Source organism: Pseudochrobactrum sp. sp1633 (genome assembly GCF_030376605.1).
Lineage (GTDB): Bacteria > Pseudomonadota > Alphaproteobacteria > Rhizobiales > Rhizobiaceae > Pseudochrobactrum.
Genome location: NZ_JARRAE010000002.1, coordinates 1 through 25,295 on the forward strand (window position 1 = coordinate 1; position 25,295 = coordinate 25,295).

15 protein-coding genes and 1 tRNA gene are annotated in these 25,295 nt (G+C 51.0%); 14 read left to right on the forward strand and 2 right to left on the reverse strand.

What is annotated here, in order from left to right; genetic code table 11:
* Nucleotides 1-149: 149 nt before the first annotated feature.
* The 4 genes from P8H26_RS02225 (at nt 150) to P8H26_RS02240 (ending at nt 5,254) form a co-directional block, all read left to right on the forward strand.
* Nucleotides 150-225, forward strand: a tRNA-Ala gene (locus P8H26_RS02225).
* Between the two features lie 748 nt (nt 226-973).
* Nucleotides 974-2,326 carry an alginate export family protein gene (locus P8H26_RS02230; protein ID WP_289631234.1) on the forward strand — a complete coding sequence of 451 codons (1,353 nt, stop codon included), beginning with the start codon at nt 974-976 and terminating at the stop codon, nt 2,324-2,326.
* Between the two features lie 127 nt (nt 2,327-2,453).
* Nucleotides 2,454-3,692 (forward strand): serine hydrolase, encoded by a 1,239-nt coding sequence (locus P8H26_RS02235; protein WP_289631524.1) that lies wholly within the window; start codon nt 2,454-2,456, stop codon nt 3,690-3,692.
* A gap of 296 nt (nt 3,693-3,988) precedes the next feature.
* Nucleotides 3,989-5,254, forward strand: a complete 1,266-nt coding sequence (locus P8H26_RS02240) for an NAD(P)/FAD-dependent oxidoreductase (RefSeq protein ID WP_289631235.1) — start codon at nt 3,989-3,991, stop codon at nt 5,252-5,254.
* 151 nt (nt 5,255-5,405) lie between these two features.
* Here P8H26_RS02240 and P8H26_RS02245 read toward each other — a convergent pair whose 3' ends face one another.
* Nucleotides 5,406-7,067, reverse strand: coding sequence for an FMN-binding glutamate synthase family protein (locus P8H26_RS02245; protein ID WP_374708213.1), 1,662 nt, complete (start codon nt 7,065-7,067; stop codon nt 5,406-5,408).
* A 1,004-nt stretch (nt 7,068-8,071) separates the two neighbouring features.
* On the opposite strand from P8H26_RS02245, the gene P8H26_RS02250 reads away from it, so the two are divergent.
* From P8H26_RS02250 to P8H26_RS02295, 10 genes are all read left to right on the forward strand, one after another.
* Nucleotides 8,072-10,828 carry a DNA translocase FtsK gene (locus tag P8H26_RS02250; RefSeq protein WP_374708214.1) on the forward strand — a complete coding sequence of 919 codons (2,757 nt, stop codon included), beginning with the start codon at nt 8,072-8,074 and terminating at the stop codon, nt 10,826-10,828.
* A gap of 277 nt (nt 10,829-11,105) precedes the next feature.
* A complete protein-coding gene (locus P8H26_RS02255; RefSeq protein WP_289631236.1) occupies nt 11,106-11,324 on the forward strand; it encodes a hypothetical protein in 219 nt (72 codons plus the stop codon).
* Between the two features lie 698 nt (nt 11,325-12,022).
* Nucleotides 12,023-12,967 carry a ubiquinol oxidase subunit II gene (gene cyoA, locus P8H26_RS02260; RefSeq protein ID WP_289631237.1) on the forward strand — a complete coding sequence of 315 codons (945 nt, stop codon included), beginning with the start codon at nt 12,023-12,025 and terminating at the stop codon, nt 12,965-12,967.
* A 78-nt stretch (nt 12,968-13,045) separates the two neighbouring features.
* Nucleotides 13,046-15,031 carry a cytochrome o ubiquinol oxidase subunit I gene (gene cyoB, locus P8H26_RS02265; protein ID WP_289631238.1) on the forward strand — a complete coding sequence of 662 codons (1,986 nt, stop codon included), beginning with the start codon at nt 13,046-13,048 and terminating at the stop codon, nt 15,029-15,031.
* Entirely contained in the window at nt 15,028-15,654 is a 627-nt protein-coding gene (cyoC, locus tag P8H26_RS02270) for a cytochrome o ubiquinol oxidase subunit III (protein WP_289631240.1), read from the forward strand. Before cyoB ends, cyoC begins: the two co-directional genes overlap by 4 nt.
* Nucleotides 15,651-16,004 (forward strand): cytochrome o ubiquinol oxidase subunit IV, encoded by a 354-nt coding sequence (gene cyoD / locus P8H26_RS02275; RefSeq protein WP_289631241.1) that lies wholly within the window; start codon nt 15,651-15,653, stop codon nt 16,002-16,004. The genes cyoC and cyoD overlap by 4 nt, the downstream gene beginning before the upstream one ends.
* A gap of 229 nt (nt 16,005-16,233) precedes the next feature.
* Nucleotides 16,234-16,737, forward strand: a complete 504-nt coding sequence (locus P8H26_RS02280; protein ID WP_289631242.1) for an SH3 domain-containing protein — start codon at nt 16,234-16,236, stop codon at nt 16,735-16,737.
* A gap of 607 nt (nt 16,738-17,344) precedes the next feature.
* Nucleotides 17,345-19,240 carry an autotransporter assembly complex family protein gene (locus tag P8H26_RS02285; RefSeq protein WP_289631243.1) on the forward strand — a complete coding sequence of 632 codons (1,896 nt, stop codon included), beginning with the start codon at nt 17,345-17,347 and terminating at the stop codon, nt 19,238-19,240.
* On the forward strand, nt 19,237-24,006 hold the full coding sequence (locus P8H26_RS02290; RefSeq protein WP_374708203.1) for a translocation/assembly module TamB domain-containing protein: 4,770 nt from the start codon (nt 19,237-19,239) through the stop codon (nt 24,004-24,006). The genes P8H26_RS02285 and P8H26_RS02290 overlap by 4 nt, the downstream gene beginning before the upstream one ends.
* A 192-nt stretch (nt 24,007-24,198) precedes the next feature.
* Nucleotides 24,199-24,921, forward strand: a complete 723-nt coding sequence (locus P8H26_RS02295) for a L,D-transpeptidase (protein WP_289631244.1) — start codon at nt 24,199-24,201, stop codon at nt 24,919-24,921.
* A 171-nt stretch (nt 24,922-25,092) separates the two neighbouring features.
* Here the strand turns inward: P8H26_RS02295 and P8H26_RS02300 are convergent, their stop codons facing one another.
* Nucleotides 25,093-25,287: a hypothetical protein gene (locus tag P8H26_RS02300; protein WP_289631245.1), complete on the reverse strand. Its 195-nt coding sequence runs from the start codon at nt 25,285-25,287 to the stop codon at nt 25,093-25,095.
* Nucleotides 25,288-25,295: the final 8 nt, after the last annotated feature.

Sequence of the window (25,295 nt, forward strand, 5' to 3'; positions counted from 1 at the left end):
TTATTGTTGAATAAAGATTGTAAACGGACGGGGATATCGCGTCTGAACCAATATTTCAGTCCTCTGAGTTCAATGTAACGGGGGGATTTTTTTGACATTTCCGACCAAGTTCCGACCAATTGTTACGACTAAGAACATGATCGGGTAATGGGGCCATAGCTCAGCTGGGAGAGCGCTTGCATGGCATGCAAGAGGTCAGCGGTTCGATCCCGCTTGGCTCCACCAAAATCTTACAAAACAATTTATTAGATGAAATCAATGATTTAAATAAACTGCCCCGGTTGTTCGGATGATTTTTGGCCAAGCTATGACCGATTCTTTCTGATGGGGTCAATTACGTTTAAATTGCTTTTAATGGCATCAGTTTTGTTTCTTTTGGGTTATAAAAAACATCAGATAATTCGTTATGTTTTTAGGGCTGATCCTCTAGCGGACTAGATTTTGAAGCTCAGTTAGGTGAGCTTGATGGTGCTCTATGAGCCAACATACGATATGGCTATTAGACAATAATTCGGTGATATAGCTCTGCACCAGGAGCAAATGAGGATTGTCTATTCTATAGATCTTTAGTGTCCGGCCGCTTTTCCTTTCGGAGTCCTGACTATAAGGCATTCGATTTTACCTATAAAAGACTCCACCTGCATATAAATTTTGAAGTGCCATTCTACTTCTCTGGGGAGGATCAATCCATTAATCGTTAATTGTTATTAAGATTGTGATATTTACTTTTTCTAAGATGTGACACACCATCGATTGTCAATGAATTGCTCTTGGGTTCTTAAAAGTACTATTGATGGAGCGCAGTGCTATGAACAGGTTAATGCGACAGCTTATCCAGCCACATATGCCATATTTTCCTGTTCTATGTATGTTTAGATTGCCATGCACTTATACGACTAACAGAGCAGCTATAGCTATAACTGCACTGATCTTGCTTTGTCAGCCCATTCCGCAAGCCCAATCGAATGATCATATGCTGCTCTACGATGCGGACGGCCTTAAAATACGTGCGCATCTACAGGCAGGCCTCAACGGAGTTGCAGAGCAAAATTTATTCTGGAACTTTGCTGACAGTTTTGCTCCGTCATCAGACTACAATCCGCGAAAACAGTGGCTCGAAGGCTATATCAAGCCCGGCATCAGCTTCAATAATGATCTTAATGAGCGATTACATCTCTACGGCAAGGCCTCAGCAGTTGCTTCAGGAACGCTTGGCATTGATGCTTATGACACTGGCAATACTGGCAGGATCACATTGGAAGAAGCATATCTGGGTGTACGCACCGAGATGAGTGCCGGCACATCTTTAGATTTTTCATATGGTCCGCGAGAATATAAAGTGGGCACAGGTATGCTGATTGCCAATGGCGGTAATAGTGGCTTCGAACGGGGCGCGCTAAAATTCGGTCCGCGCAAAGCATGGAAATCTGCGGCGATTGCTAAACTCAGTTATGATGGTTTCAATGCCACGGGTTTCTATCTGCAACCCAACGAACTCCCGGACAGCAGCAGCAATACGCAATTCCTCGGTACCGAGTTGCGTTATAACTGGGGAACAGAAAGTTTTGCCGGTATTACTTACGGTCACGTCGTAAAGTCAAACTCCGCCTATCCGAAAGCAGCGCCCGATGGCATCGGTGCTCCGAGCATCCTTCCGGATGCACGCGAAGGCCTGAATTTCATTAATGCCTATGCAATCGGAAAACCGCTTCCGAATATAATTGAAAATCTGATTGCTGGGGGTGAGTATGCATATGAATGGAATGACCAGATTAATCTTTCCGCCTGGGCCGGCCGCGTTTATATAGGCTATAATTTCACTGATGCCGTCTGGTCACCAGAGTTAGCGGTCGCGTATCAAACTTTTTCAGGTGACGATCCTCATACATCGCGGCTCGAAAGGTTTGATCCACTGTTCTATGAGGGCAATCCGAGCTCATGGTCAACCGGCTCAAAATCTTCCATGGTCTTTATCAACTCCAATGTCAGCGCTTATCTTGTTAGCCTGCGTGTCAAGCCAACAGAACGCGATGCATTAACATTGCGATACGCCCATATTCGCGCCAATGAATTACTTAGCCCTATCCAGTTTGGTCAGGGCACACGGGTTGAAACCAATGATGGAGTGCCCAACCCAATAGCGGGCGTGACCAGCCATCATCTTTCTGATGACGTGTTTCTTGAATATAATCGTGTTTTAAATTCGCATACCTATCTCACAGTCGGGTTCAGTGTATCATTTCCCGGTTCAGGCATAGATTCAATGATCAATGGTAAAGCACCAATCTGGACAGGGGGATTTGCGAATGTTGTCGTTAATTTTTAATTCAGCATGTAGCAAGAGTATGGTTTCCGTCCAAAATACCCCGAGAACATTATTGGCCGCGGCCCTGATCTCAAGCCTCTGGTTAACCACCAGCTTACAGCAAGCCTTTGCGCAAGAGGCAATCACGATGACAGCCCAACAATCCGATCCGCAGCATTTAGGTTGGATGAACGGCTTTCCGCCACCGGTTGATAAAATTATCCGGTTCACTGATCCGGATTACTTCAGTTTTCCAAAATTGCGTTGGACTGTTTGTCACTTTCGCGAACTCATGCCAACCGTCAATGTCAGCCGAGGCATTGGCGCTCCTGCCATGCCGGAGCAGAAGTTTGACCCAGCTATTGATGCTTTGACATTTATGCCCCTCGGCAGCTCCCAAGCGATGACATGGGCTCAGTCATTGGAGGCCAATTATACTGACGGTATTATCGTTTTGCATAAAGGCACTGTCATCTATGAGCATTATTCCGGCTGCTTGAATATCCTTGGCCAGCATGGCGCTATGTCAGTCACCAAATCCATCACCGGGCTTCTGAGTGAGATTTTAGTTGCGGAAGGCATTCTGGATGAAACGGCAACAGTCAGCACCATTGTGCCTGAGTTATCTGACAGCGCTTTTGGTGATGCAACAATTCGTCAGGTAATGGATATGACGACGGCTCTCAAATATAGCGAGGATTATGCTGATCCTAATGCAGATGTCTGGATTTATTCTGCTGCAGGAAGCCCGCTGCCTAAACCGTCGACCTATCAAGGGCCGAAGACCTATTACGAATATTTGCAAACAGTTCGCAAAGAGGGCGAACACGGTGTAGCCTTTGGTTATAAAACCATCAATTCCGATGCATTGGGCTGGATCATTGCCCGGGTCACAGGAAAATCTGTAGTGACCCTGTTATCAGAAAAAATTTGGCAAAAAATGGGAGCCGAACAGGATGCCTATTACACTGTTGATTCCATAGGCACCCCGTTTGCCGGCGGCGGTTTTAATGCCGGCCTGCGGGATATGGCACGTATCGGTCAATTATTGCTCAATGACGGGGTCATCAACGGACAGCGTTTGATACCTGAAGCGGCGATTGCCAGCATACGTGCGGGCGGCAACAAGGAGGCTTTTGCTAAAGCCGGATATAATCTGCTCAATGGTTGGAGCTATCGTGGCATGTGGTGGGTCTCACATAATGAAAATGGTGCGTATATGGCGCGCGGTGTTCATGGTCAGGCACTTTATATCGATCCGAAAGCTGAAATGGTAATTGCCCGCTTTGCATCACATCCGCAGGCAGGAAACACAGCAAATGACCCGACATCATTGCCAGCCTATGAAGCCCTTGCACAATATTTGTTAAAAGGCGCGCCTCAGTAATGATCATCGACGTATCTTAAGCTGATTGAGTCCAGACTGGGTCATAGCACTCGCTCATCCGATGTTGGTTCATTAAATTTGCGCCTTATCACAGCCGCGAAATGCAATGATTTGTCCGCATGCGGCCTTTTCGTAAAATTTTAGCGCATGCAGAACAGCAGCATAGCAGAAAAGTTACCGGCCATTTTAAATCGGCTACAGTAATGTGCTCTCAAAGGGTTATATATACGACATAACGGCTGAACAGGCCGTATAGCTTTTATGAAAACAGATCTCACGCAGAAACGGGATACGTTATGAAAAAGAAGCTTGTGGTCATTGGTGCCGGTTTTGCCGGTTTGCAGGTCGTTCACGGGCTGAAAAATGCCGATGTAGAAATCACTCTGGTGGATCGTCGTAATCATCACCTGTTCCAGCCCTTGCTCTATCAGGTTGCAACCACAGTGCTTGCAACATCAGAAATAGCGTGGCCTATCCGGCATCTGTTTCGCGATCGCCCCGAGGTGACAACGCTGCTCGATGAAGTTGTCGGTATTGATCGTATCAATAAAACAGTGCGCCTGCGTAATAGTGCCGAGCTGCCCTATGATCTACTTGTGCTGGCGACAGGTGCATGTCACGCATATTTCGGCAAAGATACATGGGAAGCCTTCGCGCCGGGTCTGAAGACGCTGGAAGATGCAACGACAATCCGCAGGCGAATGTTGCTGGCTTTCGAGCAGGCGGAACTGGAGATTGACCCTGTTAAGCGGGATGCATTGCTGACATTTGCGGTGATCGGTGCCGGTCCGACAGGTGTTGAAATGGCCGGTATGATCGCAGAGCTTGCCCATCATACGCTGCCGCGCGAATTCCGGCGTATTGATACACGACAGGCCAAGGTTCTGCTGGTTGAGGCAGGGGCGCGCGTCTTGCCGAGCTTCAGTGAAGACTTGTCTGATTATGTCCGCAATGCCCTGACAAAACTTGGCGTCACCGTTCGTACCGGTGTGCCTGTTACAGCCTGTGATGAGAGTGGTATAAAAGTCGGTGAGGAGCCGATTGCCTGTCGCACGATCATCTGGGCGGCCGGTGTGCAAGCATCGCCTGCGGCGCAATGGCTGGGAGCAGAATCGGACCGTGCAGGCAGGGTGGTCGTGACCAAAGATTTGCGGCTTGTTGATGACCCGTCAATTTTTGTGATTGGTGATACGGCCTCGGTGAAATGGGGCGAGGATAAATCTGTTCCCGGCATTGCACCTGCTGCCAAACAACAAGGCAGCTTTGTTGCAAAGTGCATTCGTGCCCAACTGAAAGGGACCGCGCAGCCTGAAGCCTTTACATACCGGCATCAGGGTAATCTGGCGACAATCGGCCGTAAAGTTGCTGTTATAGAATTTGGAAAATTCAAGCTGAAAGGGATCTTGGCGTGGTGGATTTGGGGGCTTGCCCATATCTATTTTCTGATCGGAACACGCTCACGGCTTGCGGTTGCGTGGAGCTGGCTCTGGATTTATCTGAGCGGTTTACAAAGCGCACGTCTCATCACACAAAAAGAAACCATGCGTGATCCTAAAGTTTGAAGTCACAGCATAAAAAAATCCCGCCCCAAGCATTTCCAGCAAAAGTGCGAAGCGCCTCCGCAGGGAAATCAGTTCGCCGGACTGATTTCTTTTCCTGCTGCGATGCGTCGGACAATGCGTGAAAGTAACAGATGGGGCGGGATTTTGTATTTTAGGCTGCGATTTTCCGGCGCATAAACGGGCCATGCGGAATTTCCGGCGGCGCGAAAGTTTCTGCAGAGGCGCGGTCCCAACGGCTGTACCAGTCTGACAATTCTTCAATCTCAGGGCCGGAGACCAGAAATCCGTTTGGCAGATACGGATAGACTTCATTGCCGTCGAGGAATTCATTGTCCTTTTGACGGAACATGAAGTGATACGGCATGAAGTCACGCGGATCGCTGAGACCTGCCGCACCGGCAAGTTCGCCCAGTGCGTGCATCGTATTGCGGTGGAAGCGGGCTACACGATCGCTTTTATCGCCGACATCAATCGCGCGCTGGCGCAGTGGGTCTTGCGTGGCAATACCAACAGGGCAGGTATTGGTATGGCAGGACTGCGCCTGAATGCAACCGACAGCAAACATAAAGCCGCGTGCCGAGTTACACCAGTCCGCACCCAGCGCGAAGGTACGCGCAATGTCAAAGGCTGAGACGATTTTACCTGCTGCGCCGATTCTGACTTCGTGGCGAATACCTGCACCGCGCAGCGTATTATGCACAAAAGTCAGACCTTCAAGCATCGGCATGCCAACACGGTTGGCAAATTCCAATGGCGCTGCGCCGGTGCCGCCTTCTTTACCGTCGACAACGATAAAGTCCGGATAAATTCCGGTTTTCAGCATCGCTTTGACCATCGACATAAATTCGCGGCGATGACCGATACACAGCTTGAAGCCGACAGGCTTACCGCCGGAGAGCTCACGCAACTGGCCGATAAACTTCATCATGCCGATCGGCGTGGAAAAAGTGTTATGTGCAGGAGGCGAAATACAGTCTTTGCCCATCGGAATGCCGCGTGCTTCAGCAATCTCAGGTGATATTTTCTTGGCTGGCAGCATACCGCCATGACCTGGTTTCGCACCCTGACTGATTTTCAGCTCAATCATTTTGACCTGAGGATCAGCAGCCTGAACCGCAAATCTCTCCGGAGAGAATGTACCATCATCATTGCGGCAGCCGAAATAGCCCGATGCAACCTGATAAATCAGATCGCCGCCGCCTTCACGGTGATAGCGGCTGATGCTGCCTTCACCTGTATCATGCGCAAAACCACCTTTTTGCGCGCCCTTATTGAGCGCGAGAATGGCATTGGCAGAGAGCGCGCCGAAGCTCATTGCAGAAATATTATAAAGGCTTGCATCATAAGGCTGTTTGCAGGCAGAGCCGCCGATACGAACACGGAAATCCGTGTCTTTAATCACCATCGGCACGGCAGAATGGGTGAGCCAAGCATAGCCGGAGCTGTAAACATTTTCGATGGTGCCGAAAGGGCGCTTATCTTCAACGCCTTTTGCCCGCTGATAGACCAGTCCGCGGATTTCTCTGCTGAACGGTTCCTCATCGCGGTCACCTTCAATAATATATTGCCGGAGCTCGGGGCGGATGCTTTCGAGAATAAAACGCATATGCCCGATGATCGGGTAATTGCGCAGAATTGCATGTTTTGACTGAAAAATATCATGCACGCCAAGGCCAAGCAGAGCGCTTGAAACCGCGGTTATGATCAGGAGCCATTCGCTGTAAAAAACTGCCCCGATAAACGAGGCAATTGTCAGGAGCGCAACACAAATGAAAACTGTATAACGCTGATAAGAGAACATGATTGTCACCATTTTTATATGAGCCAAGAAGGCGCGCCCTTGATTGATAAGAGTCGCTCACCCGGCCGGTTGGCGTCTCCTTAGCCCACCCGACCTGTGAATGCGAGAGGGATTATTGTTTTGTAGTGGGGGGATTTAAGGGAGATTCTGAGCAATTATTTGTGACTTTGGTTCTGTGCAGGTGTTTTTCCTCGTGAGGCTCAAGGTTTCCATCCTTTAAAAGGAGCAAAAACTGCTTGCGGTCTGCGCGACCGCTTGTCTGCGCTATACACATATCCGCTTATTTGAAAATCCGGCAGTGAAGAAATATTGTTGCGGCAGGTGATGGGGTGTCCAGTAAAGTTATAGTTCATTGAAAATATTATATAAAATTGAATTTTATTGCTAAAAACTCTGATGTTTTCCGCTCCGCCCGGCCGATCACAAGTGCGTTTTGGAAGGAACTTATTAACCTTCATTTTTTATTACTTTGTGGACAGAACTCAGTAGCGTATTTTTGGTTTTTCAGGTCCATGCGTATTCCCCGATCCAATTTCTCCATTGCACCGCCTGACCGCTTCGCGGCTTCCGCTGACATGCGTGAACCGGAATCACTGCCGCAGGAAATGCAGATGCCGGAATTGTCCGCGTCTGGCTCTCACATATCTATGGCACCACAGCAGGCGGCGCAGGCCATCACAGAATCAGAGGCTGCAGAAATTATTCCTGCAGCGCCTCTCAGCTATGCTCCGGCAGTTGTGACAGTCGTCACGCCTGCCGCACCTTCTGCTGCTACCGTGTCCGTTATCCCTTCATACCCGCTTAGGAGTAAGCAGATGAGCAACAATTTTGCGGTTAAACATTGGATGGATCAGGACCGGTCTGTTAAAGCGGAAGAACAAGCCGTTGTTACGCAACCGGCTGTTGAGGCTGTTGCGCAGACCCTTGCTCAGCAAAAAGGTGTTGCTGCTGTGCCTTCAGCACCGGTTGCGCCTTCTGCTCCGGCAAATCCTAAACCTGCAAATCCGACAAAGATCATGACCAGCCCGCATGTCGCCTATCAGGGATTGTCGGTGCGTGAGCAGTTCGGTTCGGGTGAACAGGTTTGGAAGAACGCTTTTGCACTGGCGGAAAATGTCCGTTTTACCCGCACGCCGGAAAATGAGCTGATGCGTTTGCGCGCCAAGCTGATTGAAGAATTCGGTGCGGAAGAAGAAGTTCAGCCAGCGGCTCACCAGCAGGCTGTGATTGAGCCTAAAGAAGTAACCGTGCTATCTGTGGCGCAGGCTGCTCCTGCCGCCGCACAACCAGCACGGACTGCGCCGGTTTTGCGCGGCCCTTCGAGCATGATTGTTGCCGCACGTCTGCGTTTGCCGGTTGTGCCGGTTGCACCGCATGTTGAAGCCGCAGCCCCGCTGGCCGGAGCCGTGGTATCGCCGGTGGTTTCCGTTATACCGGAAGCAGAAGTTGTGAATGCCGTGGTTTCGCACCTGCCTGAAGTGCAGCCGGTTGTTGTGGCGGTTGCACCTGTTGTTGAAAATGAGCAGAGCGGTTTGCAGCTTGCACATTTGTCTGACTTTGCATTCTGGGAGTTTGCCGGGTTGCCGGAAGTAGCACCTGCTGCAACTACGCCGGTTGAAGCTGTTGTAGCAGTTCCTGCACCGGCTTTGACGCTTCCGGTTGAAGAAGTCATCGCTGAACCTGTTGTGGAAGCAAAATCAATTCTGAGCATGTTCCGTTCCGTTGAATGGCGCCCTGCACAGGAAGCTGTAACACCGGTTGAGCCAGTGGCTGAAACCGTTGCCGTTGCAGAGCCGCAGGCAGAAGTCACAGCTGAGATTTCTGCGCCGGTTTTTGAGGCTGTTCCGGTCATGGAAACCGTTGCGCAAGTCATTGAAGCTGTTGCGCCGGTCGCACCTGTTGCGTCTGTCAGCAATCCGTTTCTGCCGTCTTTCAGCTTTGGCCTGTCGGGCTATCAGATGCCTGTCTATTCTATCGCCACGCAGGCGCTGCATGTTCAGCCGTCTCTGGACGAGGTTTCCGTACCGGTTGCAGAAGAGCCGGTTGCAGAAGTCGTTGCCGAACCTGTGGCCGAATATATTGAACCGGTGCAAGAAGCTGTTGTTGTGCAGGAAGAAACACCTGTTGCACCAATTGCAGCGCCGGTTGCCATCAGTGCTGCCGCGCCTGCGCCACGCACTTCGTCTTCTTCGATCAACTTGTCGATCTTCTCGCCAACTGCGATTGAAACTGGCACGGTGATGTCATCAGCAGGTTATGAATATCCGCCGCGTGCTTTGCTGCAGGAGCCGGTCTATAAAGACGGTGCGATTATTTCGCAGGAAATGCTGGAGCGCAGCGCTGGTCTGTTGGAAAGCATTCTCGAAGATTTCGGTGTACGCGGTGAGATTATCCATGTGCGTCCGGGCCCTGTGGTTACACTCTATGAATTTGAGCCTGCGCCGGGTGTTAAATCTTCCCGCGTGATTGGTCTTGCCGATGATATCGCCCGTTCCATGTCGGCTCTGTCTGCCCGTGTTGCGGTGGTGCCGGGACGTAATGTGATCGGTATTGAACTGCCGAATTCGATCCGCGAAACCGTTTATTTCCGCGAGCTGATTGAATCACCTGCTTTTGAACGCACCAATTGCCGTTTGGCGCTCTGCCTTGGCAAGACCATCGGCGGTGAGCCGGTAATTGCTGAATTGGCAAAGATGCCGCATCTGCTGGTTGCCGGTACCACCGGTTCCGGTAAATCCGTGGCAATCAACACCATGATCCTGTCGCTGCTCTACCGTCTGAAGCCGGAAGAATGCCGCCTGATCATGATTGATCCGAAAATGCTGGAGCTGTCGATTTATGACGGCATCCCGCATTTGCTCACCCCTGTCGTGACTGATCCGAAAAAGGCCGTTGTGGCACTGAAATGGACAGTGCGCGAAATGGAAGAGCGCTACCGCAAGATGTCGCGTCTCGGCGTGCGCAATATTGACGGCTATAATGCCCGTGCAGCGGCTGCGCGTGAAAAAGGTGAGACTGTAACCTGCACTGTGCAGGCCGGTTTTGACAAGGCGACCGGTGAAATCCTGTATGAAGAACAGGAAATGGATCTGACGCCAATGCCTTACATCGTCGTTATTGTCGATGAAATGGCCGACCTCATGATGGTTGCCGGCAAGGAAATCGAAGGTGCGATCCAGCGTCTGGCGCAGATGGCTCGTGCGGCCGGTATTCACCTGATTATGGCCACACAGCGCCCGTCGGTTGATGTGATCACCGGTACAATCAAGGCGAACTTCCCGACCCGTATTTCCTTTCAGGTGACGTCGAAGATCGATAGCCGCACTATTCTCGGTGAGCAGGGTGCAGAGCAGCTGCTTGGTCAGGGCGACATGCTGCATATGGCCGGTGGCGGCCGTATCGTCCGTGTTCACGGGCCGTTTGTGTCCGATGAAGAGGTTGAAAAAGTCGTCAATCATCTGAAGGAGCAGGGGCGTCCTGATTATCTGGCCACTGTAACCGCTGATGAAGATGATACGGAAGCGGCTGAAGAGGACAGCGCTGTCTTTGATAAGAGCGAGATGGGCTCTGAAGATGGTGATGATATGTATGAGAAAGCCGTCAAAGTTGTGCTGCGTGATAAGAAATGCTCGACATCTTATATTCAGCGCCGCCTGTCGATCGGTTACAACCGTGCTGCCTCACTGGTAGAGCGCATGGAGCAGGAAGGCCTTGTCGGCGCTGCCAATCATGTGGGTAAACGTGAGATCATCGGGCAGGGTGACGGGGTATAATCCTTGTATCTGTAAAACAAATCCGGATATCTAAGTAATAAAACACCCGCAGATAATAAATCTGCGGGTGTTTTTTTAATTTTCGCATTTTATTTATTGCTGCATTAGATTTTTCCGATGTTTCATTTATCAGTTTTGCTGCGTTAAAATATTATCTCAAGATATGCTTGCTTAAAATTGACAGTTATTTTCAATTGGTGAATGTTCTATCTTTATATGATGTTAACCATATTGGTGCATAAAGAGGGGGAGGGCTCTGAAATGCGTGAGGTGGGTTATGCAACGCTACAGATTTGATCAGAAAACTATCGTCGTACAAGCGATTGTCGAAATGATTAAGCGTGGTGTACCTTCCAGCGAGATGGATATTTATCTCAGTCGTATGGGGCCGGTTGATCTCGACATGCTGCAACAATGCATGGATGAGGTTTATGACTATATTGCTCAGGAAGATGAGAAGCAGCAGACTCTGCATCAGGATCGTGCTGTGGCATGAGACCGGACTATGCGGCAGATATGCCAAAATCTGTCATGCTCTTGAAACAATTGATGTCTATACACATATAGAGTTTAGCGAAATCGCCTGATCTTTGACCACGGATGTACTGGCACTGATTGAGGCGTTTCATGGAAGGTCGGGACATCCCGGCCTTTTTCATTTTCAGGCTTCGCTGCTCCCCGCTCCGGTTTTCTTAAATTTACGCAGGCTTGCCTGTTTGCGGTTTTCGCTTTTGCATCAGCCACAGCGCGAAAAAGTGACCGAGATTCATCTTGCCGTTAGATGCTTTCCTGCTTATAGAAACCGCAAAAGTCTCTGGATGACAGAGTGAATCGGCATTGTGCTGCTGTTTTCCCTGCAGATACTTTTATGGTGAGACGATGAAATGCGTGCTCGCAGTCTCGTCTATGGCAGAGCCGGTTTTATCTTCAATATGAAATGAAGCTGTTCTGACAGGGTTTTCTGAAGTGTTGAGTTAAGCGGCCGGTGTTGAAATGCCGCGCTTTTTTGTTTATGAATTTCAGAATTTACCGAAACTACTGTATGTTCTTCTTCATCTGAAACAAGTTCAGATAAGAAATAATACAGCATTTCAAAGCGGTTAAGGTGCTTTCAAGTTTGCTTATAAACATGAAACACCTTGTTGAATGTTGATATGTAGCCTGTCCCGGGCGCATTCAAGACGGAAAAATTAAATGAAACACAGATTATTCCGCTCAGTAGGCATCGGTGCGGTTCTGGCGCTGACGGCAATTCTTGCAGGTTGCGAGCAGGTTGTACTGTTTCCTAAAGGTGAAGTCGGCATCAAGGAACGTGACCTGATTGTTTTTGCAACAGTCATCATGTCTCTGATTGTTATACCGGTCATTATCGCGACGCTCTATTTCGCGAATAAATATCGCGCCCACAAAGAAAACGAATATCAGCCTGACTGGCATCACTCGAACAAGATTGAAGCCTTTGTCTGGGTTATTCCGTGCATCGTCGTTCTTGTTCTTGCCTATGTGACCTGGGTTAAGACCCATGAGCTGGATCCGTTCAAGCCGCTGGAACATGCTGCAAAACCTGTACAGGTGGATGTGGTTGCGATGAACTGGAAATGGCTGTTCATCTATCCTGAGCAGAATATTGCGACGGTGAATGAACTGGTCGTACCGGTTGATCGTCCGCTGAATTTCCGCATCACCTCCGGCCATATGATGAATTCCTTCTTCATCCCTGCGCTGGGTGGTCAGGTTTATGCAATGCCTGCAATGCAGACCAAGCTGCATCTCATCGGCAATGTTATTGGTACCTATGAAGGTATTTCCGCCAATTACAGCGGCGACGGCTTCTCCCAGATGCGCTTTGCGACCCATGTGCGCTCTGAAGCGGATTTTGATAAATGGGTTTCTGAAGTTCGCGCTTCCGACAAAGTGCTGAACCGCGCCGGCTACATTGAGCTGGATCAGCCGACAGAAAAACATCCTGTAACACATTATGCATCAACAGAGCCGGGTCTGTTCAGCGCCATTATCGGACGCTGCGTGGATGGCAAGACCCCATGTCTCAGTCATGGTGGCGGTAGCGTGCAAAAGCTTTCGCCGTTCATCACGTCTTCTGTGAAAAAAGAATCGCCTGCGGAACCTGCGTCGAACTGACAAGGTGCCGTAATTTTAGGCAGGTAAACCATTGGCCACCCGCGTGCTCAGTGGTTTTACCATTAAAAGTGTAGAGAAATGTTCGGAAAACTTACCCTGGCGGATATTCCGCTTCACGAACCGATACTTGTGGTCACTTTGAGTGCCGTTGTACTCGGCGGTTTGTCTCTGTTCGCAGCCATTACCTATTTTGGTAAATGGGGCGTGCTGTGGCGTGACTGGCTGACAACAGTGGATCATAAGCGCGTTGGTATCATGTATATCATTCTGGCGCTTGTGATGCTGTTCCGCGGCTTCTCCGATGCCGTTATGATGCGCGCCCAGCAAGCTATGGCCTCCGGTGCAAATGAAGGCTTTCTGCCTCCGCACCACTACGACCAGATCTTCACCGCCCACGGCGTGATTATGATCTTCTTCGTGGCGATGCCGTTTATCGTTGGTCTGATGAACTTTGCCGTGCCGCTGCAAATCGGTGCGCGCGACGTTGCTTTCCCTTACCTGAATAGCTTGAGCTTCTGGCTGACAGTTGCCGGTGCTATTCTGGTGAATATCTCACTCGGTGTCGGTGAGTTTGCCCGTACCGGCTGGCTGGCCTATCCGCCGCTGTCCGGTCTGGAATACAGCCCCGGCGTTGGTGTGGATTATTACCTCTGGGCATTGCAGATCTCCGGTATGGGTACGCTGCTCTCCGGTGTGAACCTGATCGCAACCATCATCAAAATGCGCGCTCCCGGCATGACGATGATGAAAGTTCCGGTTTTCACATGGACAGCACTCTGCTCGAACATTCTGATCGTAGCATCTTTCCCGATCCTGACCGTTACCCTGTCACTGCTGCAGCTCGACCGTTATCTTGGTATGCATTTCTTCACCAGTGATTTCGGCGGCAATCCGATGATGTATATCAACCTCATCTGGATCTGGGGCCACCCGGAAGTTTATATTCTGGTTCTGCCTTGCTTTGGCGTGTTCTCTGAAATTATTGCAACATTCTCGGCCAAGCGTTTGTTCGGTTATGCCTCGATGGTTTATGCAACTGTCGCGATTACCGTTCTGGCCTTCCTCGTCTGGGCGCATCACTTCTTCACAATGGGTGGGGGCGCTTCCGTTAATGCTTTCTTCGGCGTGGCGACGATGATTATCTCGATCCCGACGGGGGCGAAAGTCTTCAACTGGCTGTTCACAATGTATAAGGGCCGCGTCCAGATGGATACGCCGGTTCTGTGGACACTCGGCTTCATGTGTACCTTCGTTGTCGGTGGTATGACCGGTGTTATGCTTGCTATTCCGCCTGCGGATTTCGTACTGCACAACTCCGTGTTCCTGATCGCTCACTTCCATAACGTGATTATTTCCGGTGTCTTGTTCGGTTGTTTTGCAGGTTTCATCTACTGGTTCCCGAAAGCATTCGGTTTCCGTCTTGATGAAACATGGGGCAAGCGCGCGTTCTGGTGCTGGCTGACAGGCTTTATTACTGCTTTCATGCCGCTTTATATTCTGGGCTTCATGGGCATGACCCGTCGTGTCAATCACACAGAAAATCCGGCATGGCAGATTTATCTGATCATTGCTGCGATCGGTGCTGCGATTATTCTGGTTGGTATTGCCTGTCAGGTTATTCAGATTCTGGTGTCCATCCGTAACCGCGAAGCGCTTCGCGATCATACAGGTGATCCGTGGAAAAACGGCCGTACACTGGAATGGGCTGTGGCTTCTCCCGCTCCGTTCTACAACTTCTCTGAAACACCGCGTGTTCAGGATGTTGATGCGTACTGGGATATGAAGAAGCGTGGCGTGAAACGCAAAACCGACAAGTTCAAGCCTATCCATATGCCGCGTAATACCGGTACGGGCTTTATTCTCGGTATGGTGGCGATCGTGCTTGGTTTTGCCGGTGTATGGCATATCTGGTGGCTGGCTATTGCCGCTGCTCTGGCCATGATCGCGATCAGCATCATCCATTCCTTCAACAATAACCGCGACTACTATGTCACTGCGGAAGAAGTGCAGCGCATCGAAGATGAATATACGCACAAGCTGCAGTCTTTAGGAGCTAAGCCATGAGCGCCGCTGTAACGCACGCTAATGATCATGCCCACGGGCATGACGACGATCACGAGCACCACGATTCCCGCGGCACGACTCTGATCGGCTTCTGGATCTACCTGATGAGTGACTGTGTCATCTTCTCGGGTCTGTTTGCTACTTTCGCAGTTCTCTCGCGTTCATACGCGGGAGGCCCGACCGGCTGGGAACTGTTCGATCTGGAATTTGTTGCCGTTGAAACAGCACTGCTGCTGTTCTCCAGCCTGACCTATGGTCTGGCGATGATTGCCATGTCGCAGAAAAAACAATCTGTGATGCTCGGCTGGATCGCTGCAACCTTTCTGCTCGGCGCAACCTTTCTGGCGATGGAAATCTATGAATTCCATCACCTGATCGAAATCGGTGCCGGTCCTGGCCGTTCTGCATTCCTCTCAGCCTTCTTTGTGCTGGTTGGTACGCATGGTCTGCACATTCTGTTCGGTCTGATCTGGATTCTGGTGCTGGTAGGGCAGGTTCTGCGTTCCGGTCTCACAGAAGCCAACCAGACCCGTCTGATGTGCCTCAGCCTGTTCTGGCACTTCCTTGATGTTGTCTGGATCGGTGTTTTCTCCGTTGTTTATCTGATGGGAGTTCAGGCATGAGTTCCGCGCATAAAACTGAAGCATCTGCCAGCGAAACCAAAAATTACATCATTGGTTTCATTCTGGCCGTCATTCTCACCGCCATTCCTTTCGGCGTGGTGATGGGGCAGTATTTTGATACCACGACGACTGTTGCCATTATTATGGTCTTCGGTGCGGTGCAGATGATCGTCCATCTGGTTTACTTCCTGCATATGGATTCCAAATCGGAAGGCGGCTGGACATTGCTGGCTCTGCTGTTCACCGTGCTTATTCTGGCGATTGTTCTGATCGGCTCATTGTGGATCATGAACCATCTGGCAGTGAACATGATGGAAGTCAGCCCTGAGGCAGCGCGCGCGCTGCCATAAAAGCCGGATGCGTGAGCCTGTCTCACTCATCAGACTTTAAAATATCAACGGCGTTGCACATGCAACGCCGTTTTTTTATGCGTTTTATATTGAAATGCATGGGTAAGCTGTCTCAATTTACAGTAATTATTCCCTCATAATTTTGATCTTCTTGAATTTATTCAATTTTATTTTGGTGATTTTTATGAAGATTACGAATGTGAGTATGATTTCAATAATTTCAGGGATAATGGTGTTGACCGGAGCCGGTATTACACAGGCGCAGGTTGCATCTGTTTCCGCATCCGTGAATTTGAGGCAGGGGCCGGGCGCGCAATATGCGCGAATTGCGGCTTTGCCGCAGGGGGCTGCGGTTCATATTAATTCCTGTCGTGGCGGCTGGTGCCAGATCAGAAGCAGCTGGGGCATAGGCTGGGTCAGTGGCCGGTATCTGACGCAGGGTTATAATGCTGCGCCGGTCTATAATACGCAGCCGCAAGTCACGTTGGGGCTGAATATCGGGTCAGGTTTCTATGATGATCCTTTTTATGCCCCGTATTACCAACCTTATTGTACTGGGTGGCATCCGCCTTTTTACCAGCCTTGGTATCGCCCCGGTTACAGACCGGGTTTTAATCCGGGCTACAGGCCCTATGGCCCGCATTATTCTCCCCGCCCTTTCGGACGGCAGGGCTGGAACCCGCGTTGGGGTGTGGGGCCCGCGCATTTTCCGCGCGGAGGATGGCGGCGCTAATGACTGGTGTGGTGCTTTCTGTAATCGCTGTGTTGTAGCGGCCAAGTGTTACTGTTGGCTGCTTACTATGTCTGCGAATCCGTTGGCGGGAATGGAGCTCCGCTTACAGGGGCGATTATTTCTTAACGTCTGTCGTGGCGGGAGACGGATTTTTTCTGCGAGGAGGTTTGTTCCTGTATTTTCTATGTTTTAATGGGGGCTTCTGCTGGCATTTAGAAAATACCACAGCGCAAAAATAGTAAAAACTCAGCATTTTCAGAGATTTATGTGATGTGCAATGTCATACTTTATGACTTTGTGCTTTTCTTAATATTAGATATTTTTAAATGATGCTTTATGAGAAATCACAATTTAAGTTCCCCTTTAGGTAAAGAAAAATACAAATTAATATTTTGTTAGGCATAAATTTTAAAAAAGCAGTGTGAGCTTCAGGGTTATACTCTCCAGTAAGTTGATTGTAAGGTAGCGCGCGATGGGTGGAGCGGGCGGTGCCGTGGAATATGTATATTGACCCCGTAGAATGGGATGATATGCAGGTAATAGATTAAGGAGAGCTCCAATCCGTAAAGTCAGCACCCTCCTGCTGTTCACTGCGCTGCTGCCTGCGATGGCGGCATCGCCTGCGCATGCTTTTGAGCTCTTTGGCATAAAACTCTGGGGTAAGGACAAGGCTGAGAATGCCGATGATGTCATTGCCGAACCGAAGCGTTACAGCGTTGAAGTTAAGTCCGACGGTAACCGTACGAATAAAGACGGCAGCGCTGCAGATGTAGACAGCCTTATTAAAGGCGCTTCAAGACTGATCGCCGATGAGGAAAAAGCAGCGTCGGGTTCCGGCGGGCTGCTTGCTAAGGCACGCGGTGATTACCGACGTATTCTGATGGCGCTTTATGGTGAAGGCCGCTATGGCGGCACAATCAGCATTCAGGTTGATGGTCAGGAGGCAGCTAATCTGCCGCCGGACACGCAGTTGCCCGATACATCGAAAATTGTCATCAGTGTTGATCCGGGCCCGCAGTTCCTGTTTGCGCGCGCCAGTATCAATGAACTGGCGCCGCCAACCGATGATCGCCGCGATCAGGTGCAATCCCCTGAAAAAGCCGGTTTCAAAAGCGGTGAACTTGCTAAATCCGGTGCGATCCTGAAAGCAGAGCGACTGGCCGTTGAGGCATGGCGCCAGCAGGGTTACGCCAAGGCGAAAGTAACCCGCGAAGATATCGTTGCGGACCATGAAGGCAATGTGGTGAATGCGGATATCACGCTGGAGCCTGGTCAGGTCGCGCATTACGGCCCTGTTAAAGTGCAGGGCACAGCCCGCATGGATCCGGAATTCGTCGCCTATATGACGGATTTGAAGCCGGGTCAGGAATATGATCCGGATGATATTGAGCGTGCACGCCGCCGTTTGGCGCGTATGGATGTTTTCCGCTCAACCTCCATTCAGGAAGCACAGGAAATTAGTCGTGACGGCATTTTGCCGATTGATCTGATTGTTCAGGAGCGCAAGCCGCGCCGTTTTGGTTTTGGTGGCAGTTACTCGACGCTGGACGGCGCAGGGGTGGAAGCCTTCTGGATGCATCGTAACCTGTTTGGCAAGGCGGAGCGTCTGCGTTTTGATGCTAAAGTGAGCGGGATCGGCGGGTCGCAGGATAATTCCTATGATCCGAAGAACTTCACCTATCTGCTTGGCACCACATTCACCAAGCCGGGCGTGTTTACACCGGATACGGATTTTGTTTCATCTCTGAACGGTAAGCGTGAAGTGCTGGACAATTATACCGAGACTTCGGTGAATGGTCAGGCAGGCTTCACGCATATCTTCAATGAGGATCTGAGTGGCCGTGTATTCGCCAATGTCTCCCGTGCGCAGTTTGACGACGACTATTACGGCAAGCGCCAGTTCTTCACAGTGGGGATGCTGGGCGGCATTTTGCTGGATAAGCGTGACAATAAAACCAATGCCACCTCCGGTTATTATGCCGAAGGTGTTGTTGAGCCGTTTTATGAAATCAAGAATGGCAGCTTCTCAACCAAATTTACCGCAGAAGGCCGTGGCTATTACGGCTTTGGCGAGGATAACCGCGTTGTGCTGGCCGGTCGCGTTAAAGTCGGATCGATTGTCGGCGCAGATATGAGCGATCTTCCGCCGGATAAAGTGTTCTTTGCCGGTGGTGGCGGATCGGTGCGCGGTTATGCCTATCGCAGTATCGGGGTTAAAAAGCCGGGTGATGTTGTCATCGGCGGTCGCTCGCTGATGGAAATGTCCGGTGAAGTACGCACTAAAGTTACGGATAGTATCGGTGTGGTCGGGTTTGTAGACGGAGGATATGTCGGGGAAGAATCTTATCCTGACTTTGCGGAGGATTTGCGTTTGGGAGCAGGTGCGGGCTTGCGTTATGATACGAGCCTCGGGCCAATCCGTTTCGATGTTGCCGTACCGCTGAACCGCAGTAAAGGTGACTCAAGTTTTGCATTCTATGTCGGCATAGGACAGGCGTTTTGAACCGTTTTCTGAGCTTTGTAGCCACTTTCTTTATTATTCTGCCGCTCGGTATTTATATCGGGGCATCGCTGCTGCCTCAGGGAACGGATGGCGTAACCACGCCTGCAACTGGCCAGAGCAATCCTCCTGCTTCGCAACCACAGACCGCACAGGCTGACACTCCTGTTTCCACGCAGGAAGCCGAAGAGGAGAAGTCCTACTTCCTGTCCTTTGTTGAAGAAAAACTGTCTGGCCCGAACCGTAAGATCAGCATTTCCGGTATTGAAGGCGTTTTGTCTTCTGAGGCAAAAGTCGGTTCGATCACTGTTGCTGACCGTGAAGGCGTGTGGCTGCGTATCAAGGATGCCCAGCTTGTCTGGAGCCGCCTGGCACTGCTGCGCGGTCGCCTGAGTGTCGATACGCTCTCCGCTAAGGAAGTCGAATTTATCCGTACACCACTGCCGGATGAAAGCCTGCCGTCACCGGAAGCCGGTGGTTTTGCTCTGCCGGAACTGCCGCTGGCAATTTTGCTGGGTGAATTGGATATTGAACGCCTGAAATTTGGCCAGCAGGTTTTCGGCCTTGCATCGGAAGTGGCGCTCAAGGGCAATCTGACATTGCAGGACGGCTCGCTGCAATCGCTGTTTGATATTCAGCGTCTGGATGGTCCGGGCGGGACAATGAAGCTGAAGGCGAATTATGCCAATGCGGATCAGAACCTTGATCTGGATATGCGCCTTTCGGAACCGGCTAACGGTATTGCTGCAAATCTTTTGAATATTGAGGGTAAGCCGCCGGTAGAACTGGCTCTGACTGGCGCGGGCAAGCTTGATGATCTGAAAATTGATCTGAAACTTGATGCGGACAGCCAGCGTATTCTGACCGGCCTTTTGACCCTCAATCGCAATGCTGACGGCACTGTGACCGGTCGTGTATTTAATGCCGATGTCAAAGGTCCGATTGCTGCCCTTGTACCGGAAAAATTCCGCGATTTCTTTGGCGCAACCTCCAGCCTTGCAGCCAATGGTCTGATCAAGGATGGCGGTGGATTCCGTCTGGATAATTTTAACCTCAGCAATGCCGCGCTGAAAGTTCAGGCTAAAGCTGAAACGGCCAATGATGGTTTTCTGACGCGCCTCAATGTTGATGCGCTGATTGCCGATCAGGAAAAAGGCCGTGTGCTTTTGCCGGTCAGTGGCGGTAAAACATCTTTGGCTTCCGCTCATCTGACGCTGGATTACGGTGATCGTCAAAGCGGAGACTGGACCGGTAAGTTGCAGATTGACGGTTTGCAGGCCGGAGATTTTTCTGCGCAGCAGACAGTGCTGGATATGGGCGGCGCGGCAGAAAACTTGCAGGATGCACAAAACCGTCTTGTCGGCTTCAATGTGACAGGCGCCGTTACCGGTATCAGTGCAAAGCAGCCTGAAGTAGCGCAGGCGCTGGGTGATCGTTTTGATCTGGCCGTTCTGGGGCAGTGGCGTGCAGGCACACCCGTGCAGCTTGAAAAGGTGCAGCTCACCGGCAATGGCCTGAGTGCAGCTTTAAAGGGGGCGATTGATAAGTTTATTTATACCGGCGATATTGAGTTGCAGGCAAACAGCCTCATGCCGTTTTCGGCGCTGGCTGACCGCTCGCTTGCCGGTAGTCTTGACCTTAAAGCGCAAGGTACTGTGGCGCTTCTGACCGGTGGCTTTGATCTGGCACTGGACGGTACTGCTGAAAATATCAAAACCGGTACGGATATTGCTGACCGCATTATCAATGGCCGCTCTACTTTGAGCGGCGGTTTGGCGCGCTCGGAAAACGGCTTTACGGCACGCCAGTTCCGTATTGGTAATAATGCCAATGCAGTGACTGCAAATGGTACATTCTCCAGCAAAGACGCTGATTTTGATTTCGGCGTGGAGCTTGGTGATATTGCTGATCTGTCTGAAAAAGCCTCGGGGCCATTGTCGCTCAAGGGCAGCGCTCGCGGAACGGACAGTCGTATTGCTCTGGCAGCCCGCGCCTCTGTGCCTTCCGGCTCGCTTGAAGGGCGCAAGCTCAATGATGGCCTGCTTGATTTTAACGCAGTGCTGGACGGTTCCGATCCGAAGCTTGCTCCGTCTTTGAGCGGCGGTTTCACCGGCGGCGCATTCCTTGGTGGTGAAAAGCTTGATCTCTCCGGCAATATTGCGCTGGATGAACAGGGTAAGCGCCTGAGCGACCTGAGCTTTGTTGCCGGTGGAACGCGTGTCAGCGGCGATCTGAACCTTGCGGATAAAAATCTGATCGCCGGTCGTTTGAAAGTGGATGCACCGGATATCTCGACTGCGGCTGCTCTGTTCCTTGCCAAAGCAACCGGCAGCGTGAACGCGGATATTGATCTGTCCTATGAAAATGATCGTCAGAATGCGGTGGTTAAAGCAGATATCCGTAATCTGAATGTTGAAGGCAATGTGGTTGGTCAGGCCGATATTAATGCGACGCTGGCCGATTTGTTCAACGTGCCAGTTGTTGACGGTACGGTTAAAGCGCAGACAATTCGCGTCGGTACGTTTGAAATTAACAGTGTAGATGCCACTGCACAGGCCGATGGCAGCAAAACAGTTTTTCAGGCTGCGACTGATCTTAAAATCGGCACAAAAGTTAAAGTTGAAGGCGCACTTGAGCCGAAAGACGGCGGTCTGCTGCTGTCTCTCGCCAATGCTGATCTGCGTCAGGGCGCTATGGTTGCTCGGCTGGCACAACCGGCCTCTTTGGCACTCAAAGGCAGCGATGTCAGCTTTAACAATATTATCATGCAGGTCGGCGATGGTCGTCTGAGCTTGAATGGTGCTTTGGCTGAGCGCTTCGATCTGGATGTGACACTGAATAATCTGCCACTGTCTGTTGCGAACAGCATTCAGCCGGAACTGGGGCTTGGCGGCATCATCAATGGTCAGGCCAAGGTTACAGGATCGCGGACACAGCCTGATGTGAATTTCGATATCAATGCCCGTGACGTGATTGCCCGCCAAACCCGTGAAATGGGGATCGGAGCACTGAATGCTACAGCCAAAGGTGCATCGAGCCAGAACCGTCTGAAAGTGGACAGCCGCATTACCGGCGGTAATGGTCTTGATACACGTATCAATGGTTTTGTGCCGCTGGGCACGGATAAATCGGCCGGTGCGCTGGATGTGAATGTCGAGCTGGCAAATCTGCCGCTGGCCTTGCTCAATGGTGTGGTCAAAGATCAGAATCTGGGTGGTAATGTCACAGGCACGGCCAAAGTCACCGGCGCTCTGACCAATCCTGCCGCCGAGTTCAATCTGAACGGACGCGCGCTGAGCGCAAAGCCTTTGGCTGAAAGCGGCCTTGCGCCGCTGAACCTGAAAGCCGCTGGCCGCTATGGCGATAAGATTGTCAATATCAGTTCACTGGCGATTGATGGTCCGCAAAATCTGAGCGTAACAGCGCAGGGGCGTGTGCCTCTGGCTGGCAGCGGTCTGGGCATTGATGTGACAGGACAGATTCCGCTGGCACTTGCCAATCGTTTTCTGGCTGACCGCGGTGCGCAGGCAACCGGCACACTGGCCGTGACAGCCAATGTCAGTGGTGCGTTCGACAATCCGCAAATCCGCGGCATGTTCTCGACAAGCGGCGCACAGATGGTGGATCCTGAAACCAATATCCGCCTCAATAATATTACCATCAATGGCAGCATGGATGGTCAGACAATTCGTCTGCGTAATGCGAGTGCTGCTTTGTCAACTGGCGGTTCGATCAATGCGGACGGTACGATTTCGATCAACGCAGCGCAGAATTTCCCTGCGGATTTGCGGATCAATTTTGACAAGGCCCGCTATGCTGACGGTTCAATGGTGGTGGCAACCATTAATGGCGGCCTGACAATCACCGGTGCCTTGATGCGTGATCCGCTGATTGCCGGTAAGATTGAAATTGAGCGTGCTGAAATCACCGTGCCGGAAAGCATGGGCGGCGGCGGCGCCAATATTGATGTGCGTCATGTCAATACACCGGCATCTGTGCTGATGACTTTGCAGCGTGCCAAGGTTGAAACCCGCGCCAAGGGTTCAGCGCCTGTGCCGACATCCCGCCCTACTGTGCCGCAACTGGATGTGCGTGTGATTGCGCCAAACCAGATTTTTGTGCGTGGCCGTGGTCTGGATACGGAGCTGGGCGGCGCGGTGCGTCTGACCGGCCCTGTGACCAATGTGCGTCCGGTCGGGGCTTTTGAGCTGCTGCGTGGTCGTCTGGATATTCTGACCCAGCGTGTGACTTTTGATGAAGGGCGCGTCACCCTGATCGGTGATATGAACCCGCAGCTTTATTTCGTTGCCCGTACAGATGGCGGCGATATTACAGTGCTGGTGACTGTGCAGGGTACGGTGGATAACCCGGATATCAAATTCTCTTCGGAGCCGGAATTGCCGCAGGATGAAGTTCTGGCACGCCTGATCTTCAAGCGCTCAATCTCGGAACTGTCTCCTTTCCAGATTGCACAGCTTGCCGCTGCGGCAGCTGAACTGGCTGGCGGTAAAAACGCCAATCTGCTGGGCGCTCTGCGTCAGGGCGTGGGGCTGGATGATCTCGATGTTGTGACCGACAGCAAGGGCAATGCAGCGGTGCGTGCAGGTAGCTATATCCGTGATAATATTTATCTCGGCGTGGAGGCCAGCGGTTCTAATGGTACCAAGGGAACAATCAACCTCGATATTACGCGGAACCTCAAAGCCAAAGGCTCTGTCGGCACGAATGGTGATTCCGGTATGGGTGTGTTCTACGAAAAAGATTACTGATCCGGCTGACCGTCAGATGCTGACCAAAATTGAGAAAACCGGCGCAAATTTGTGCCGGTTTTTTGCTTTTCATTGCATTTATAATGTGTGGTGATTGTTTATGGTAAATGAAGATCTGGCGAGTTTAATGATTTTTCAACCATGCGGGCGCACAATCCGGAACATATTAAGTTTTGAAGTAACGGATTAATCATGGCAAAGCAGGGCAATAAACTGAACCGCCGATTTTTTCTGACCGGCGCCGGTGCTTTTGGTTTGGCTGGCGTGGCCGGATGCTCGCAATCTCTGGATCTATCGGCCTTTCAGCCGAATATTGATATGTCCTCCACGGGCAGTGTCATGCGGCCGCAAATCAGCGTTGATAAAGGCATCACCAGCAATGAGGTGATGTATGCGGCGGTACACGAGAATGGTTACGCGCTTCCTGCTATCCCTTATGAAAAAGTACCGAAGCAGTTCCGCCGTCAGATCGTGCCAGACCCGACCGGAGAAGCTCCGGGCACGATTGTCGTGCGTCTGAATGAGCGTTTTCTTTATCTGGTTATGCCAGGCGGAGAGGCCATGCGCTATGGCATCGGTGTGGGACGTGCAGGCTTTGAATGGTCAGGACGCGCCAATGTGCAGTATAAAAAGCAATGGCCGCGCTGGACACCACCGCCGGAAATGATCAAGCGTCAGCCGGAACTGGAAAAATACCGCAACGGTCAGGAGCCGGGGCCGACCAATCCGCTTGGCGCCCGTGCGTTTTATATTTTCCGTAATGGGACTGATACAGGATACCGTATTCACGGCAATCCTGAATGGTGGTCAATCGGGCAGGCAATGTCTTCCGGCTGCGTGCGTCTGATGAATCAGGATATTATTGACCTTTATGACCGCGTACAGGGCAAAGCACCGATTGTTGTGCAGGCCTGATTACGGGCGTTAGAAAGTTAGAATAAAAGCCGCGCTGAGCCAGAGCATTTTTAAATGCTCTGGCTCTTTATTTTACGCATTTTCATATGCAAAACCGGTTTTTACTTTTACTGAAAATGCTTTAGCGCGGCTTTTGCTGTCTTGGGAGGACAGTGGTCAATTCGGTCAGGATCAGCGGATAATTTTGCCGGTCACAGTGTTCTGAGCGAACATGAGCATATGGGGCACATCTTTCACTGCTTCTTCAGTCATGCTGAGAAAAGGCAGTTTCTGATGTTGCTGGATCGGGTTGGGTGCAACAAACATAGCAGCAGTCAACAGAAATGCTGCCATAACACCTAAGCGCTTTTCAGTCTTCGCGTTCATTTTTTAGT

Coding starts and splice junctions, on each gene's coding strand:
- P8H26_RS02230 (WP_289631234.1), top strand. CDS start 974: ATGCTGCTCTACGATGCGGACGGCCTTAAAATACGTGCGCATCTACAG.
- P8H26_RS02235 (WP_289631524.1), top strand. CDS start 2,454: ATGACAGCCCAACAATCCGATCCGCAGCATTTAGGTTGGATGAACGGC.
- P8H26_RS02240 (WP_289631235.1), top strand. CDS start 3,989: ATGAAAAAGAAGCTTGTGGTCATTGGTGCCGGTTTTGCCGGTTTGCAG.
- P8H26_RS02245 (WP_374708213.1), bottom strand. CDS start 7,067: ATGGTGACAATCATGTTCTCTTATCAGCGTTATACAGTTTTCATTTGT.
- P8H26_RS02250 (WP_374708214.1), top strand. CDS start 8,072: ATGACCAGCCCGCATGTCGCCTATCAGGGATTGTCGGTGCGTGAGCAG.
- P8H26_RS02255 (WP_289631236.1), top strand. CDS start 11,106: ATGCAACGCTACAGATTTGATCAGAAAACTATCGTCGTACAAGCGATT.
- cyoA (WP_289631237.1), top strand. CDS start 12,023: ATGAAACACAGATTATTCCGCTCAGTAGGCATCGGTGCGGTTCTGGCG.
- cyoB (WP_289631238.1), top strand. CDS start 13,046: ATGTTCGGAAAACTTACCCTGGCGGATATTCCGCTTCACGAACCGATA.
- cyoC (WP_289631240.1), top strand. CDS start 15,028: ATGAGCGCCGCTGTAACGCACGCTAATGATCATGCCCACGGGCATGAC.
- cyoD (WP_289631241.1), top strand. CDS start 15,651: ATGAGTTCCGCGCATAAAACTGAAGCATCTGCCAGCGAAACCAAAAAT.
- P8H26_RS02280 (WP_289631242.1), top strand. CDS start 16,234: ATGGTGTTGACCGGAGCCGGTATTACACAGGCGCAGGTTGCATCTGTT.
- P8H26_RS02285 (WP_289631243.1), top strand. CDS start 17,345: ATGGCGGCATCGCCTGCGCATGCTTTTGAGCTCTTTGGCATAAAACTC.
- P8H26_RS02295 (WP_289631244.1), top strand. CDS start 24,199: ATGGCAAAGCAGGGCAATAAACTGAACCGCCGATTTTTTCTGACCGGC.
- P8H26_RS02300 (WP_289631245.1), bottom strand. CDS start 25,287: ATGAACGCGAAGACTGAAAAGCGCTTAGGTGTTATGGCAGCATTTCTG.